The sequence below is a fragment of the Campylobacter concisus genome (genome assembly GCF_003048605.1).
GTDB classification, from domain to species: domain Bacteria; phylum Campylobacterota; class Campylobacteria; order Campylobacterales; family Campylobacteraceae; genus Campylobacter_A; species Campylobacter_A concisus_BM.
The window spans coordinates 59,447-74,674 of the sequence record NZ_PIRX01000008.1 but is presented as its reverse complement, the minus strand read 5'-3'; the positions used below and the strand labels follow the sequence as shown (position 1 = coordinate 74,674).

Here is a 15,228-nt window from a genome sequence, read left to right as displayed (position 1 = left end):
CTGATCGATTAGAGAAATAATAGCTTATTTCCGTCAAAAAGATGTAAAAACCAAGAAAAATATTACAAATTTTTAAAAAATATCCTTAAATGCAACAAATCGCAACAATACGGCATTATAATATCTATCACTAAACAAAATTTATCCTTAAGTTTAAGTAGAATAATTAAATAAAAAATTACAATTTTTTTATAAACTATTTATAAAGTAAATCATTTTTTACTTTAAGATAGACCTCTTCGCCAAGCAAATTTTTCACTATAAAAAGCGCAAATTCCATAGAAAAAGCTGGTCCCTTGCCAGTGATGATGTTTTGATCTTTTAGCACGTTTTTATCGCTCACGTAGCCTCTTTTGTCGCTTCTTACATTTTCTTCAAAGCCAGGATAGCAAACAAAATGCTCTTTAAGCACACGAGCTCGCTCAAGCACCATAGGAGCGGCACAAATGGCACAAATTAGCTTACCCTCTTTATCAAATTTTTGCAAAATTTCTCTTAGTTTGGCGTCATTTGCGAGATTTTCTGCGCCAGGCAGACCTCCTGGAAGCACAATCGCGTCATAACCTAGCTCCTCCACCTCACGAAGTGTAACATCAGCTTTTACATTTATATTGTGAGCACCCCTGATCTGCGCGTCTTTTAAGCTAGCGATAGATGCTATCGCGCCTGCTCTGCGTAAAACATCGACGGAGGTTAGCGCCTCGATCTCCTCAAAACCATCAGCTAGGATTACGGCTACCTTTTTCATAAAATCGTCCTTTCTCATGTTATCTGTTCGTTAGGATAAATTTTATATAATCAAAGCTTATTTCACAAGAAAGGACAGAGCATGCAAGTAAAAATTATTTACTGCAACTCTTGAAACTATCGTCCGGTAGCTTCTCGTGTAGAAGATGAAATAAAAGCGAACTTTAGTGATGCAAGAGTCGAGTTGGTTGTAGGAGATGGTGGAAATTTCATCGTCGAGGTTGATGGAAACGTTATCTTTTCTAAAAAGGATCGCATCGGAAACGATGAGTCAAGGTTTCCACACGGCGAAGAGATCACAACTCTTATAAACAAGTATCTCAAAGAAAAGTCGGCTTAATGCTAACTAGCGGGGCAGGTGACTGCCTCGTTTTATTTTTTGCCTAAATTCCACTCTCTTTTCTTAGTAAATTTATCTCATCTATCACCATTTGTGGCTTTAGATCTTTCATGCAAGCATGCGTTTTCAGCGGGCAAACTCGCTTCATACAGGGCATGCAAGCTAAATTTAGATGCACTATCTTTGCAAATTCGTTTCCCCAGGGCGAGGTCTCGCTAAATTTTGTCGGTCCAAAAAGAGCGATCGTTGGCACATGAAAGGCGGCAGCTACGTGCATAGGACCGCTATCATTTGTGACGAAAATGCCATTTTTACTAAGCCCAGCTATGTGCGCACAAAGCTCTTTGATGCTGGTTTTGCCAGTTAAATTTTGGCAAGCTACGCCATTTTCTTTTAAAATTTGCTCTATTTTTTCACAAATTTCTTGCTCGCCTTTGCCACCAAAGATAACGATATCAAACTCATCTTTGAAATTTAGTGCCACCTGCGCAAAGTACTCTGGGTACCATCTTTTCGCACTTCCGTAGCTAGCACCTGGATTTAGAGCTAGTGTTTTTTTGCTTGAAATTTGAGGTGTAAAATGTAGCTTTAACTGAGTAGAAATTTCGCCCAAGCCAAGGGCATTTTTTACAAAATTTGCATATTTTAGCACCTGATGAAGGACGGTCTTACTCTTTTTAAATATGGCTTTTTGTTTAGCGTCTATAAAAAATAGCAAAAATTTGCTAGCAAACGAGCTTCTAAAACTAAGCGCTAGATCAAATTTACCAAGACTTTTTGCGCTTTTAGCAAGTGATAAAAGTCTAAATTTAGCTTTTTTGCTCTCATCAACGACCACTTTTTCGCAGTTTGGATGACTTTTGTAAAGCTCACAGGCTACAAATGAGCCAAAAAATACGATTTGTAAATTCTTCTCATTTTGCACTAAATTCTCAATCGCAGCGCTTGCCATCACGCTATCACCAAGCCAGGTTGGAAGCTCGATAAAAACTCTCATTTTAAGGAGTCTTTTATCACTTCAAGCGTAAGAGCGGCGTTTTTTTCGATGCTAAAATTTAGTGAAAGCTCGTAGGCCTTCTCTTGCAGGCTCGCTAAAAGCTCGTGGTTTGTGAGAATTTCATCTATAAACTCCAGCGCGCTCTCATCATTTGGGCTTTGAAGTACAAATTTATCTTCTAAAATCTCGCTAGCGCCATTTTGAGCTGTCGTAAAGACCACGTTTTTAAAGCTAAGTGCCTCTAGCACGACATTTGAAAATGGTTCATAGTGCGTTGGAAAGATAAAAATATCACTCGCCTCGTAAAATTTCGCTGTGCTCTTTTGCTCGCCGACAAAGTAGGCGTTTAGCCCAAGTTTTTTAGCTAGGCGTTTGTAGCTTGAGATGTTTTTGTCTTTGCCGACAATGAGCGTATTTACTGGCGTTTTTAGCTTTGAAGCAAGGAGCAAAAACTCTTTTAGTCCCTTTCTTTTAAAGCCATTTCCCACAAAAAGCAGGGTTGCAAGCTCAAATTTAAGTCCGAATTCCTCACAAAGTGCGAGCTTTGCCTCAGCTTTTTGCACCCTTTGGGGCAAATTTACGCCGTTATAAATGGTCGTGATCTTTTCAGGCTCTATGCCGTAAGTCGCGATGATCTGCTCTTTTATGAAATTTGAGTTAGTGATGATCTTTTGGGAGTTTTTAAAGCATCTTTTCTCTAAGTATGGATAGACGAAATTTAGAGGGTTTAGCCACCAAAAGCTTTTTGTCGCCCTATAAACCTTGTGCACGCCGTCTCCTGCCCTGTAGATATCGGCGCAGCTTACTCGCTCTAGGCTAAAATAAAACTCGTCCTCTCTTTTTTGGCGTTTTACTTGACGGTTAAAATTTAGAGCTTTTTTCCAAGAAGAGATGCCGGTATCTCCAAGATATGAGCGAATTTCTGTTTGGATACCAAGCTCATTTAGGGCCTTAACAAGCCTTCTTAAGTATCTTTCAGCACCTCCAACTGCGTTTGGATTAGTTCTTAAAAATACTATTTTTTTCATCGATAACTCCGCCAAAGACATTTTTAAATAATATTAAATTGTTTAATAATACAAAAAAATGCCTTAACCTAAAAATTGGCTTGTTTTAAAATAATCTTAGATATAATTTGCCATTTTAATGAAGGAACATTTTGAAAATTTTACTTATAAGAAATGACAACATAGGTGATTTAATTTGCACTACGCCAGCCATTGAAGCGTTGCGCAAAGCCTACGCTCAGGCTCAGATAGATATCGTAGTAAATAGTCTAAATGCTTGTGTTGTTAAAAACAACCCTTTTTTAAACAAAATATACACATATACAAAGCCAAAGCATGTGAGATCCATTTCCGCGAAAGTTAAAGCTTTTTTTGGAAAGTGTAAAATTTTATTTCAAATTTGGCGTGAGAATTATGATGTAGTTGTTATTTTTAGAAGCTCTTATTCGCCATCTGCCGCTATTTTTGCAAGAGTGGCTCGTGCTAAAAAGATAATAGGAGCAGTCAAGCAAAACGAAGATAGATATCTCATAACAGATAGGTTAAATTTTGATCAGTCCTTACATGAAGCCATGCTATGTTGTCAATGCTTGACACCACTTGGGGTAAATTTTAAAGATGAAAAAACACTTTACGTGCCAAGTGAAAAAAATGAAAAATTTAAAGACTTTGTATTTTTTCATATCTCATCACGAGTAGAACAAAATCGCTTAAGCGAAGGTAAAATCTTAGAAATTTTAGAATTTCTAAAGCAACGATTTAAAAATATTGCCATTAGTGCAGAAGAGACTAACTTTGGTAATGACATAGCACATAAGGTAGATGTTGTTTTTGCTAGAACAAAAAGTTTAGATGAGCTAGCAAGTTATATCTGGGCAGCCAAATTTGTTCTTACTCTTGACGGAGGTGTAGCACATTTAGCCCCAGCGCTTGGTGTAAAGACGATCGTTTTATTTGGAAAAACAAATCCTTTAAGATGGGCGCCAATCTACGGCAGTGGTGAGTGCATAGTCTTGCAAAGCCCAAACAAAATAGCAGAGGAAATCAAAAATGATGAAATTTTTAACAAAATATTACAGTTTGCTTGAAAATTTAAAATATATATTTTTTACCATTTATCTCTTTTCTTTGCCAGTGGCAAAAGTAGCTTCTATACAGTCTATATCTATGTCATTGTTTACTCTCTTAGTTGTTGCAACAGATTATAAAAAATGGAGCTTGAAAGATTTACTAAAAATAAAAGCTCCACTAGCTCTACTTTTTATCATAGCTTTATTAGCGTATATATCACTTTTTTTTACCATAGATATAAATGAAACACTAAAAGAGGTTAATAAGGGTGTTATAAAAAATGTCGCATTTATGATCGTTTTGTTCTATTATTTTATGAATTTAGGATATGACAAAATTAAAATTTATATTTATATATTTTTCTCTTCACTTTTACTGCATTCTGTCATAAATATAATAACATGGGCTAATGTTGGCTTTGATTTTCGTTATAGAACTGGCGGGTTATTAGATGGATATATCTATAATGGTGGTGGTGAGAGGTTTGGAATTTGGGCAGTGTATGCTTTTGGATGTGCCATTTCTCTTTTAACATTTAAAAAAAATAAAGCGTTCGCGGTTCTTTTTTTAGTAATATCACTAGTTAGCATCATTTCAAACAATACAAGAGCTACTTATATAGGTGTTATATTTGTGTTAGTAGCTGTTTTTTTTGTTTTTATACGATCAAATAAAATTAGAATATTATCTTGCGCGTTAGTTGCTATATTTATCTTTGGCTTTTATGAGATTTCTCATCACATATCTCCAGATAGATATAATTTGACACTAATACCAAAATATATTGAGCTTATGAAAAAATCTCCAAAAGAGATGGTAGCATACTCCGAAATGGGGCTAACTGAGTCAGTTCCGTCTAGAATAGCCTCGTGGAAATCAGTCCTTATTTATAGGCTGCATGAGCCATTTGTGCCGACTGGATATGGTAGATTTTTATATGGAAAAACTATTAGAAAATTAAATAGCGAGCAAGATGTGCCTTTTTCTGATTATTCTCAAGTCCATAATGAATTTTTAGGGATGTTTTTTTCGCTTGGTATATTTGGACTTCTTGCATTTATTGGAATTTGGATAAGTTATTTAAAAACTAGCATTCAGGTAAGTAAAAATAATGATACGCTTTTAAGGGTATTTGGATACACGATTTTCTTTGGTGGGCTTGGTTTTATTGCAAGCTTGCTATTTGGTAGTTTTTTTGGAAGTAGCGAAGCAAAACTTTTCTACCTTACGCTAGGTATGGCACTTGGCATATACTATAAAGAAGGCTCTAAAAACGATGATAAATATACTAGAGCTTGAAAGCTCTCTGGGATTTGGTGGGCAGGAGCACCGCACACAGCGTGTTATAAATGGACTAGACAAGAGCAAATTTAAAGTTTTTTATGGGCTAAACCCTGGCTCAAAAAGCCTTGAAAAGCAGATAGAGTGTGAATTTGTCGAGTTTAACCTTAAAAGGTCATTTAATATCCTTGAAATTTTAAAAATTTGCAAATTTGTAAAGCAAAATGATATAAAAATCATCTCAACTCACTCTGGTAAAGATGGAATTATAGGTGCTATAGTTAGTAAAATAACTGGTGCAAAGGTAGTTCGCACTAGGCATTTGCAAACTCCAATTAGATCGCCATTTAGTTACAACATAAACGATAAGATCGTTGCTGTTTCAAACGCCGTTAAGACTCAGCTTATAGCCCAAGGAGTGCGAGAACGCTTAATAGAAACCATCTACACTGGAGTTGATACTGATAAATTTACTCCACATTTTAAAAAAGATATAAGAGATCAACTAGGCTTGTCAGCAAATTCCATTATAGTGGGCATTGTGGCAGTGCTAAGAGCTGCTAAAAATCATAAAATTTTATTTGAAGCCTTTAGTGAGCTAAATTTACAAAATACTTTTTTAGTTGTAGTTGGCGATGGCCCACAATATGAAAATTTACAAAATATAAAAACTCCAAATATTTTAATGCTTGGCAATAGAGCAGATGTGAGCGATTTTTTAGGCAGCTTTGATCTATTCGTTTTGCCATCAAAAATGGAAGCCCTTGGCACAGCATTGCTTGAGGCTCAGTCTTGCGCAGTGCCTTGCATAGGTAGTGATGTAGGTGGTATTGGCGAAGCAATAAAAGAAAATAAAACAGGGCTTTTGTTTGAAAGTGATAATAAGAACTCGCTAAAAAATGCCTTAAAAGCATTGATAGAAGATGCCAATCTTCGTTTCAAATTTAGCACAAATGCTAGAGATTTTATAGTAGAGAATTTCTCAATCCAAACAATGGTTAGACAAACGGAAAAAATGTATGAAACTCTTTGAAAACTTTATGCGTCTAATTTTAAATTTTAAAAAAATACAAAAGACGCAATTAGTAACTGAGCCTTTTCAAAGCGTTTGTTTTTTTAGTAACACAGCACTGGGCGATACTATTTTTAATACGCCAGTTTTTCGTGTGTTTAAGCAAAATTTTCCGCATGTAAAAGTAGTTGCACTGCTAAATCCATCTACTGCGTTACTTTTTAAAACCGATCCAAACATTGATGAAATTTTATTATATGATGGTAAAAAAAGGGGGTTTTTGGATATTTTAAAAAAATTAAAAAAACTATCACTAGATATAGTTTTTATTTTGCACTCAAATGAACCGCAAGCTACTCCACTAGCTGTTCTTAGTGGGGCAAAATATCTATTTAAACTGCCAAATTTAAATAATAAATTTAGCCCATTTCACTCAAATGCTCCAGAGCCATACGGAGATGATAGATATGTGGTATTAAACCGTCTAGAGCAGCTTAAATTTATAGGTATTCAAAGTCGTGATACGCGTCTAAATTTATACCTTGAGGCAAGTGATTTCACTAATGTTGATGAGGTGCTAAAAGGCTATGAGAGCCGTAAAATTATCGGTTTTCAAATGGGTGCTAGCACTATTTCTAGGCAGTGGTTTATAGATAAATGGGAAAAACTTGCAAAGCTTGTTTTACAAGATAGAAATGCTATCATAGTCTTAACAGGAAGTCCTGCTGAGCGTGCCATGACTAAGCAGCTAGAAGAAAGGATAAATGATCCTCGTCTTTTAAACTTTGCTGGTAAATTTAATATCAGAGAAGCAGCCGCACTAATTTCAAGGCTAAATATACTAATTACGCCAGATACTGGTCCTTTGCATGTCGCAGCAGCCCTAAAAACTCCAACTATTGGTCTTTTTGCGGTGGCATCACCTATAAATTCAAATCCAGATTTTGATATAGATATTCATAAATTTATTAAAAAACCACGCACTTGCTCTCCATGCGTAGGCAAAAAGTGTAAATTTCAAAAATGTATGTTGCAAATTGATGAAAAAGAGGTTTATGATATGCTCAAGGAAATGATTTGAAAAAAATTTTGTTTGTGGATACTGGACATGAATATGGTGGCGGAACAAAGAGCTTTATATATCTCTTAGAAGGTCTAGAAAAATACAAGAAATATCAATTTAGCGTTTTTTTTGAAAATGACTATAAAGTTGGTGAGCAAAATATATCTGAAATAATCAATAATCTTGGCGTGAACTTTATAAAATTTACGCCAAAGAGGCAGCCAGCAAAAATAATAAAAGAGCTGTTGCGTATATTTAGCAAAGAAATTTTAGCTAAATATCTTTACCAAAAGGATTACAAATATGCCATCGCTATGCTTTCAAATGAAAAACCAGACATAATTCATCTAAATAATCACTTTTCAACAAATCTTGCCTATATCGAAGCTGCAAATGTTTTAGGTATTAAAGTTATACAGCATTTACGAAAAAATTCTCTCATAGAGCCGTTTAAGCTTAAAATTTTAAATAAACAAAAATTTATACCTATTTGCGTTTCAAACTCAACTTATGAATTTTATGCCAAGCAGATAGACATACAAAAAAACATCATATATAATCCAGTGATAGTTAATAAGGAGACAACAGTTATAGACAATATAAAATTTGATAAAAATAAGATCAATATAATAATGCCTGCAAATTTTCTAACACTCAAAGGACATGAGCTGGTCTTTGATGCGCTAACTCTTTTAAAAAGAGATGATGTTGATGTTTATTTTGCAGGCAGTGGAGAGCTGACACCTGGTGCAAAAGAGAAATTTGATATGCTAATAAAATCTGGTAAAGCACAATATTTGGGATTTGTGCAACAAATGGGAGAAATTTATAAAAATTGTGACTACGTACTAGGCTTTTCAAGCGATGAAGGATTGCCAAGGGTTATCATAGAAGGACTTAGTTGTGGCCTTGGCATTATTTACTCAAATATACCAGTTATAAGAGAAATTTATAATATATCATCAAAAAAAGAAGATTTTTTCATAGTCCAAAGAGACCCAATGTCGCTTTTAAAATGTCTTGAAAATTTAGCTAAACCAAGCTCAAAAGCGCCAGATAGTGCAGTCATTGATACTTTTAGTTTGGATAATTATATTCGCAGTGTTGATGCGATATATAGTGATCTTTGACAAATCGTTCAATCTTTTCTAGATCATCTTTGCTGAGCTCAAAAAAGGAACTCGCATCTATATTCCTGATCGTCTTAAATACTGAACTAATCGGGGCTAAAGCGGAATTTATAATAAGCGAATCAAATACTCCCCTCTGCTCACTTGCAAAGCATGGCCCCATTAAACATATCGTTGGAGTGCGCACACTATCAGCCACATAGTAGTTTCCAGTATCAGAGCTTATGTATAACTGCATCTGTGATAGGTAAAACGGAAGTTCTTCAAGTTTGATCTTATCTATCATTGATATAAATTTTAATCCCTCAAAACTATTTCTTTCACTACTTTCTAAAATTAGTTTTTCCAGCAGTTTAGCCTCATCTCCAACACCAAAAACATAAATTTCACAGTCAAATTTAGAGAAAATTTTTAAGATCTTCTTCCAAGTTTGATTAGGTGGCGTTTTCATTTTATTGCCAGCACTAAGACTTATACCTACCTTAAATTTATCGCTTTTGATAATATTTTCTGATGGCACAAACAGTGGTTTTTGCAGTTGTTTTTCAAATTTTAACTCATTGACGTTTATCATCTTTAGATATGTTGATAGTGTTAAGTCATTTAATGTATGTGAAATTTTTTTCATACCAAAAGCTAATAGTTTAAAGCTACTAGAAGTAGCGTAATGTTTGATAGTTACTATGTTTTTGGATAAAGTGCAACGTGCCAAGAAAAGATTTAGACTATTTGGCATAAGGACATAAACATCTTTATAGTTTTGTTTAAAAAGTGCAAATGCCAGTCTTAGCTTGGAAGTTTTTTTCTTTTTTATATCATTTATTATAAAAATTTTATCAATCCTATTGTCATGTTTGGCAAAAGCAACATTTATCTCATCAAGCAATATATCAAATTTAGCCAAAGGCTCAAAAATAACAGTCGAATTTGCATAGTCGCCGATCTTGGCAGTTTGTATGATTAAAATTTTATCAGATGGTTTTCTAAAAAAACTTATAAATTTAAATATGGGATAAAAAAGTATGTATTGTAAAAGGTAAAACAAAACAAATTCCTTTAGTTTGATTTAAGGCATATTTTACATAGTTTTTAATAAATAGGTTGTTAGAATACAAAATTAAAAAAATAAAACTTTATAAAAAGGTAAAAATGAGCGTATCAGTTTTGATGTATCACCACGTGCTTGAAAAGAGCGGTTTTATCGCTAGTAGCGTGGATGAGTTTAGATCGCATATGAAATTTCTAGCCGAAAATGGCTATAAAACTTTAAGTATAAATGAATTTATCGCATATAAAAAAGGCGAGCTTGAGGTGCCTAAAAAGAGCGTTTGTATAACATTTGATGATGGCTGGATGGACAACTACATCTATGCCTATCCTATCGTGAAAGAATTTGGACTAAAAGCAAATATGTTTATAGTTACTGGCTGGATAGAAGCAGCGCAAAAGGCCCATGAGATAAGTCGTGGAACTTTCCTAAATGGCAATCATAGTGAGTGTAAAAACGTAGCTCCAAGTAGGCCGCAAGATGTGATCTTAAATTTAGAACAGATCGAGAAGATGAAGGACTGCTTTTATTTTAATTCGCATACGCACGGACATTTTGATGGATATTTTGGACAGCTTAGCTTGGATGAGGAATTTGGTCTTTGCCGTGAGTTTATGAAGAAAAACTTTGGTTTTGAGGACGACGCACTTTGCTGGCCAAGAGGCAAATATAATGACGAGTATCTAAATGCTGCTAAAAAGCATGGCTACAAGGCATTTTTCACTACAAAACGTGGCATAAATAAGGCCGATGGTAATTTAGAGGATATAAAACGCATAGTGACAAAGCGCGATGAAAAATGGCTTAAAAAGACTATGTTCATCTACCAAAATGACTTTTTGGGCTCGATATATGCTTTTCTTAGGAGTTAAAACTAATAAAACATTATTAAATTTTTCAATTAATTAGTGAGATCAAAAAAGATAAAGAACTTTTTTGATCTCAAAATATAGCAATTCTTTTTTATTATTTAAAATATCAGTGAATCTTATCGTAAATTTATCATCTCCAATTCAAAAGCCAAAATTTCTTTTTTATAGTGTTTTCTGGGATATTTTTTCTAAACTGTTCGCTTAAAACATGCCAAGTAAAATTTAGAAACATTCTTGAATGTGCTACCATTGCACCATACTTCTTCATTTTTTCTTTTTTCTTTTCATAAATTATTTTATTTTGTGAATCATCTCTGTTTAATGAGTGATATGAGCTTTTATGGTTAACATCGTTATCGTCTCTTTCCCTGTAAAAATATTTTCTCTTTGTAATATATTTTCTCTTAAAACCAAGCGCATCAAAATATTGAGCACAAAAGTTATCTTCATAGCCGTAGTTTCCAGCAAATTCTTCATCATAGCCAAAATATTTTAAAAAATTACCTCGGCTCATTGCAAAGACGTTTCCATGAGATGGATAGTTACCTGATATAAAGCCATTTCTATGAATATGGGTGCGTCTAGATTTGTAGATTTCTTTTTCTTTAAAATTATAGGTTGCCATAAATTTTAATGTGTCTTCATAAAAGATATGATCTAAGTCTGTGATTATTAATTTATCACTTTTTGCGCTTAGAACTCCTAAATTTCTTGCTCCACTTTGGTTCCATTTTATGTCTTCATTGATTTTTATCCAGCGTAAATTTAGATTGAAATCTGGTATTTCATATTTTAATGGCGAACCGTCATCTATTATGACAAATTCCATAATATCCAGCAATTCCGGATCATATTTAGCATAAGCATTTAATAAGTTTAGGACAGAGTTTATATCATTTTGATCGCAATAAAAATGCGTAACATAGCTAACTTTATATAAAAGCGATTTTTAGTTGCAAATTACGAGAGGGCTTAATAGGAAGCTTTATTTTTCTCCTTTTAAAATTTGTTTTATCTTTTCTTTTATCTCTGACATCTCATCGCTAAAGTCCATTAAAGTATTCTCGACGCCATGCTCTTTTATGCCCTCTTTGTCGCAAGGCACAAAGTCCCAATCTTTTTGATATACGATATGCTTGCCCATGCTTTGGATGCCATTTTGCGCCGTGTAGCCATTTTGCATCAAGCTATTATCCCAAGGTCCCCATTCAAAAGCTCCACTAGGACCAAAAAAGGCGATCACTGGCACGTCATTTGCTGCGGCTATATGCATGATAGCAGTATCGACGCCGATAAATAGACTTGAGCGCTTTGAGAGGGTTATCGTTTGTTTTAGGCTTAGCTTGCCACCTAAATTTATAGGCTCGCTTTTGCAAATTTTTAGCACATTTGCAAGCTTATTTAGCTCATTTTCTTTGTTATCGCTTGTTAGCACGACCTTTACATTTAGCTCATTTTCGCAGTAGTCTATGAGCTCTGCCATGCTCTCATCATTTGCGCATTTAAACATCCAGCGGCTTGTTAGATGCACGTGCACAAAGCGTTTTGGTAAATTTAGATGCTCCACGCTCTCATCTGAAAAGACGCTCACTTTTTTACTTACAGGCTCAAAACCTAAAGCCCTTAGTGCGTTTAAATTTAGATCAACTGTGTGAGAAAAATTTTCGTAGTATTTTGCCTTTACGCTTAAAAGCTTGTTTATCGCCTTGTGCTTACCTAAAAAGCCAACTATCTTTTTGATCTTAGCGTATTTTGAGATAATGACGCCGCGGTCTCCAGTGGTCGTTTGCACCGCCATATCGTACTTCTCTTTTTTGATCGCTCTTATAAATTTTAGTTCGGTCATTAGCTTTTTAAAAAAGCCAGAATTTGCACTTTGCCTATCATAAATGTGGATTTTGTTTATGTAAGGATTGCCTTCTACCATCGCTTCTGTGCCTTTGTTTAGGGCAAAGTCGATGGTCGCATCTGGATAGTAGTGGTGCAAATTTTCAATGAGCGGCGTTGTCAAAAGCACGTCGCCGATGTTTCTAAATTTAATCACAAGTATTTTCATTTTATATATTTCCAAAATGTGTACTGGGCGTAAAGTCTAGCGATAACGTAGCCCGTAAAGCCCTCTTTAAAGCCGCCTTTTAGCACGTAAAGCTTAAAAAATGTCCAAGCTGGGCTTGTAAGTGCCTTTAGTAAATTTCTTTTTGCGCCCATGCTCGAGTAGCGATTTTGCTTGGTGATAAACTGCTCGATGCTCTCATACGCGTAGTGCAAGAAGTGATTTTTAAGCGCTCCAAGCCTTTGTGAGCCGTCATTTAAAACAACCTTTTCATGCACAGCTCTGCCATCAAATTTGGCAAAATTTTTATTAAAAAGCCTCACCGTGTAGTCTGGATATAGCCCCATGTTTTTTATCGCTTTGCCAAAGAAAAAATTTAGCCTAGCAACGTTATAAGCCATAAATTTAGGCTCTTTTAGCGTGCTAATGATCTCGTTTTTAAGCTCACTTGTGATCACCTCGTCGCTATCAAGCACAAAGACCCACTCGTTTTTAGCTAGATCCACGCCCTTTTGCTTTTGCGCGCCAAATCCAAGCCAAGCTTGCTCGTGAAATTTCACATTGCCAAAGCCATCACAAATTTGCCTTGTGTTATCTTTTGAACCGCTATCAACCACGATGATCTCATCAGCAAATTTAGCGCTCTCTAGCACCTCTTTTAGGTATTTTTCGCTGTTAAAAGTCAAAATGACAACGCTTAGCATTTGTACTCATTTTCGTAAAATCTCTTAAACCTTTGGTGAAACCAAAAGTACTCTTCTGGCCTTGCTTTAACCATCTCTTCGCACGCACTGCACTGCATCTGCGTCACTTTTTGCACAGCATCTTCTTTGTCAAACGTGCTTATATCTATTGGCTGCTCAAAGCAAATTTCATTTAGATTTTCACCTTTTTGGTAGATAAATGCGTTTATGATAAGGGCATTTGTCTTTTGCGCTAGCACGCTTGCCGCTGGCGTATGAAGCACATCTTTGCCAAAAAATTTCACCTTTATGCCATCTTTTGGTGCGGTATTTTGATCGACTAAAATTCCTACTATTCGCCTAGCTTTCAGTGCTTTTAAGATATCTTTTGCGCCGCCATCTTTGTCGATTAGCTCCACGTCAAACTGCGCTCTGTTTGCCCTTAAAATTTTATCCATGACGCTGCTATCAAGCTTTCTGCCAAGCACTGAAGATGGCCCAAAATGCGCTGCAACAGCTAGAGGAAATATCTCCCACTGCCCAAAGTGCGCCGTTGTGACGATGATAGGCCTGCCAGATTTCATCGCATCAAGCAAAAAGTGCTCATTTTTAAAAACAACTTGCTCAAGTATCTTTTGCTTTGTCGTGTTTTGATTGAGGATGAAATTTATACCAAGATATTTTGCAAAGTTGTAGTAGCATTTTTTGGCGATTTCTAGCTTCTCTTCTTTGCTTTTTGTCTCGCCAAATGCAAGGTTTAAATTTGTCATAACGACATGAAAGCGCTTTTTTTTAAGCTTCATAAAGGCAAATGCCAAAAATTTAGCAAGCATCTTTTGAAGCGAGCTTGGCAATATAAATATAAGAAATTTCAAGGTATAAAAGCCAGCTAGATAGAGCCTATCCATTTAGCAGCCTTTTTGCGAAATTTGCAACCGTTTCAGGGTAAATTTCTCTTATGCAAAAGTCGTTTTTATCGATACTTCTAGCATCTATTTGCTTACCCATATCAACAACTAAGTTTTTGTCCGTGACGTAGGCATTGCGGTGGCTTGGTCGGTTACCAAAAAGCGTGATAGAAGGCCTATTTACAGCCCATGCAAGGTGCGTTAGACCGCTATCGTTGCCGATTACTAGATCGCAGCTTGCGATAAAATCTATCATATCTTTTATGCTTAGCTTTTCAAGCAGTTTTGCCTTGGTGCCTGAAATGATCGCCTCAGCCCTTGCTTTTTCGCTCTCACTCCCGTAGCAAAGGTAAATTTCGCAACCTTCAAGCAGTCTGATCACATCTTTAAATTTGTCATAAATTTTACTCTCTTCGCTTGCAAATGCAGCGATTAATATGCGTTTTTTGCCACTTTCATTTTTAAATTTTTTGCAAATTTCAAAGCAGGGCGATTTTTTTAAAATTTCATCTCTGTCAAAGGTAAAATTTAGAGCGTATCCAACAAGGCTTAGGTTTCTAACTATGATATTTTCGTTGTAGTCGATCTTAAATTTATGCCTATAAAGCCTGGCTGCGATCTTTTCTTTGACGCTCTCTCTGCTAAAGCCATAAATTTCTTTGCCAAGTAGTTTTGCGACGACGGCTGATTTGAAAAGTCCTTGCAGGTCGATGATCTTGTCAAATTTACCAAGCGTTTTTATGATCTTGTAACTCTTTTTAAAGCTCTCTTTAAGCGGTAAAATGACTAGTTCGTCGATTAGGGGATGGTCTTTTAAAAGGCTTGCAAAACGGGCATCAACTAGCCACGTGATATGGGCATTTGGGCAGTGCTTTTTGATAAACTGAAGCACAATGGCTGCGTGCACGATGTCCCCAAGTGCCGAAAGCTTTACTATGGCTATTTTTAGTTGATTTTTATCTTGCATTGGCTACTTTAAATATAAATTTTTGGTATGATTTTAAAAAAAAATGCTT

The 15,228-nt window shown here is 35.4% G+C and carries 16 protein-coding genes; 7 read left to right on the top strand and 9 right to left on the bottom strand.

The window, feature by feature from the left end:
* Positions 1-196: 196 nt before the first annotated feature.
* On the bottom strand, positions 197-748 hold the full coding sequence (locus CVS86_RS07850) for a DJ-1 family glyoxalase III (RefSeq protein WP_107791524.1): 552 nt from the start codon (positions 746-748) through the stop codon (positions 197-199).
* 81 nt (positions 749-829) lie between these two features.
* On the opposite strand from CVS86_RS07850, the gene CVS86_RS07845 reads away from it, so the two are divergent.
* Positions 830-1,087, top strand: coding sequence for a SelT/SelW/SelH family (seleno)protein (locus tag CVS86_RS07845; RefSeq protein WP_257639680.1), 258 nt, complete (start codon positions 830-832; stop codon positions 1,085-1,087).
* A 43-nt stretch (positions 1,088-1,130) separates the two neighbouring features.
* Here CVS86_RS07845 and waaF read toward each other — a convergent pair whose 3' ends face one another.
* Complete coding sequence (gene waaF, locus CVS86_RS07840; protein WP_107791523.1) at positions 1,131-2,084, bottom strand: lipopolysaccharide heptosyltransferase II; 954 nt, start codon at positions 2,082-2,084, stop codon at positions 1,131-1,133.
* Positions 2,081-3,112: a glycosyltransferase family 4 protein gene (locus CVS86_RS07835; RefSeq protein WP_107791522.1), complete on the bottom strand. Its 1,032-nt coding sequence runs from the start codon at positions 3,110-3,112 to the stop codon at positions 2,081-2,083. Before CVS86_RS07835 ends, waaF begins: the two co-directional genes overlap by 4 nt.
* A 131-nt stretch (positions 3,113-3,243) precedes the next feature.
* Here CVS86_RS07835 and CVS86_RS07830 point away from each other — a divergent pair, with 131 nt between their 5' ends.
* The 5 genes from CVS86_RS07830 to CVS86_RS07810 are packed head-to-tail and all read left to right on the top strand — an operon-like array spanning position 3,244 to position 8,648.
* On the top strand, positions 3,244-4,179 hold the full coding sequence (locus CVS86_RS07830) for a glycosyltransferase family 9 protein (protein ID WP_107791521.1): 936 nt from the start codon (positions 3,244-3,246) through the stop codon (positions 4,177-4,179).
* Positions 4,142-5,461 carry an O-antigen ligase family protein gene (locus tag CVS86_RS07825; RefSeq protein WP_107791520.1) on the top strand — a complete coding sequence of 440 codons (1,320 nt, stop codon included), beginning with the start codon at positions 4,142-4,144 and terminating at the stop codon, positions 5,459-5,461. The genes CVS86_RS07830 and CVS86_RS07825 overlap by 38 nt, the downstream gene beginning before the upstream one ends.
* Positions 5,439-6,476, top strand: coding sequence for a glycosyltransferase (locus CVS86_RS07820; RefSeq protein WP_107791519.1), 1,038 nt, complete (start codon positions 5,439-5,441; stop codon positions 6,474-6,476). The genes CVS86_RS07825 and CVS86_RS07820 overlap by 23 nt, the downstream gene beginning before the upstream one ends.
* Positions 6,463-7,536, top strand: a complete 1,074-nt coding sequence (locus CVS86_RS07815; protein WP_107791518.1) for a glycosyltransferase family 9 protein — start codon at positions 6,463-6,465, stop codon at positions 7,534-7,536. The genes CVS86_RS07820 and CVS86_RS07815 overlap by 14 nt, the downstream gene beginning before the upstream one ends.
* The gene (locus CVS86_RS07810; RefSeq protein ID WP_107791517.1) at positions 7,533-8,648 is read left to right on the top strand and encodes a glycosyltransferase family 4 protein; all 1,116 of its coding nucleotides are present in this window, start codon (positions 7,533-7,535) and stop codon (positions 8,646-8,648) included. The genes CVS86_RS07815 and CVS86_RS07810 overlap by 4 nt, the downstream gene beginning before the upstream one ends.
* Here CVS86_RS07810 and CVS86_RS07805 read toward each other — a convergent pair.
* A complete protein-coding gene (locus CVS86_RS07805; RefSeq protein WP_107791516.1) occupies positions 8,596-9,693 on the bottom strand; it encodes a glycosyltransferase family 9 protein in 1,098 nt (365 codons plus the stop codon). The genes CVS86_RS07810 and CVS86_RS07805 overlap by 53 nt on opposite strands.
* Positions 9,694-9,797: 104 nt before the next feature.
* Between CVS86_RS07805 and CVS86_RS07800 the strand changes: the two genes are divergently transcribed.
* Positions 9,798-10,568: a polysaccharide deacetylase family protein gene (locus tag CVS86_RS07800; protein ID WP_107791567.1), complete on the top strand. Its 771-nt coding sequence runs from the start codon at positions 9,798-9,800 to the stop codon at positions 10,566-10,568.
* Between the two features lie 130 nt (positions 10,569-10,698).
* On the opposite strand, the gene CVS86_RS07795 is transcribed toward CVS86_RS07800, so the two are convergent.
* The 5 genes from CVS86_RS07795 to waaC form a co-directional block, all read right to left on the bottom strand.
* Positions 10,699-11,397 carry a glycosyltransferase family A protein gene (locus CVS86_RS07795; RefSeq protein ID WP_107791515.1) on the bottom strand — a complete coding sequence of 233 codons (699 nt, stop codon included), beginning with the start codon at positions 11,395-11,397 and terminating at the stop codon, positions 10,699-10,701.
* A gap of 156 nt (positions 11,398-11,553) precedes the next feature.
* The gene (rfaQ, locus tag CVS86_RS07790; protein WP_107791514.1) at positions 11,554-12,624 is read right to left on the bottom strand and encodes a putative lipopolysaccharide heptosyltransferase III; all 1,071 of its coding nucleotides are present in this window, start codon (positions 12,622-12,624) and stop codon (positions 11,554-11,556) included.
* Entirely contained in the window at positions 12,621-13,325 is a 705-nt protein-coding gene (locus CVS86_RS07785; protein WP_107791513.1) for a glycosyltransferase family 2 protein, read from the bottom strand. The genes rfaQ and CVS86_RS07785 overlap by 4 nt, the downstream gene beginning before the upstream one ends.
* Complete coding sequence (locus CVS86_RS07780; protein WP_107791512.1) at positions 13,319-14,212, bottom strand: lipid A biosynthesis lauroyl acyltransferase; 894 nt, start codon at positions 14,210-14,212, stop codon at positions 13,319-13,321. The genes CVS86_RS07785 and CVS86_RS07780 overlap by 7 nt, the downstream gene beginning before the upstream one ends.
* A complete protein-coding gene (gene waaC / locus CVS86_RS07775; protein ID WP_107791511.1) occupies positions 14,205-15,179 on the bottom strand; it encodes a lipopolysaccharide heptosyltransferase I in 975 nt (324 codons plus the stop codon). The genes CVS86_RS07780 and waaC overlap by 8 nt, the downstream gene beginning before the upstream one ends.
* Positions 15,180-15,228 lie beyond the last annotated feature (49 nt).

What these genes read in the sequence shown, in the direction of transcription:
- CVS86_RS07850 (WP_107791524.1), bottom strand. Translation starts at nt 748, where the DNA reads ATGAAAAAGGTAGCCGTAATCCTAGCTGATGGTTTTGAGGAGATCGAG.
- waaF (WP_107791523.1), bottom strand. Translation starts at nt 2,084, where the DNA reads ATGAGAGTTTTTATCGAGCTTCCAACCTGGCTTGGTGATAGCGTGATG.
- CVS86_RS07835 (WP_107791522.1), bottom strand. Translation starts at nt 3,112, where the DNA reads ATGAAAAAAATAGTATTTTTAAGAACTAATCCAAACGCAGTTGGAGGT.
- CVS86_RS07825 (WP_107791520.1), top strand. Translation starts at nt 4,142, where the DNA reads ATGATGAAATTTTTAACAAAATATTACAGTTTGCTTGAAAATTTAAAA.
- CVS86_RS07820 (WP_107791519.1), top strand. Translation starts at nt 5,439, where the DNA reads ATGATAAATATACTAGAGCTTGAAAGCTCTCTGGGATTTGGTGGGCAG.
- CVS86_RS07815 (WP_107791518.1), top strand. Translation starts at nt 6,463, where the DNA reads ATGAAACTCTTTGAAAACTTTATGCGTCTAATTTTAAATTTTAAAAAA.
- CVS86_RS07800 (WP_107791567.1), top strand. Translation starts at nt 9,798, where the DNA reads ATGAGCGTATCAGTTTTGATGTATCACCACGTGCTTGAAAAGAGCGGT.
- CVS86_RS07795 (WP_107791515.1), bottom strand. Translation starts at nt 11,397, where the DNA reads ATGGAATTTGTCATAATAGATGACGGTTCGCCATTAAAATATGAAATA.
- rfaQ (WP_107791514.1), bottom strand. Translation starts at nt 12,624, where the DNA reads ATGAAAATACTTGTGATTAAATTTAGAAACATCGGCGACGTGCTTTTG.
- CVS86_RS07785 (WP_107791513.1), bottom strand. Translation starts at nt 13,325, where the DNA reads ATGCTAAGCGTTGTCATTTTGACTTTTAACAGCGAAAAATACCTAAAA.
- CVS86_RS07780 (WP_107791512.1), bottom strand. Translation starts at nt 14,212, where the DNA reads ATGGATAGGCTCTATCTAGCTGGCTTTTATACCTTGAAATTTCTTATA.
- waaC (WP_107791511.1), bottom strand. Translation starts at nt 15,179, where the DNA reads ATGCAAGATAAAAATCAACTAAAAATAGCCATAGTAAAGCTTTCGGCA.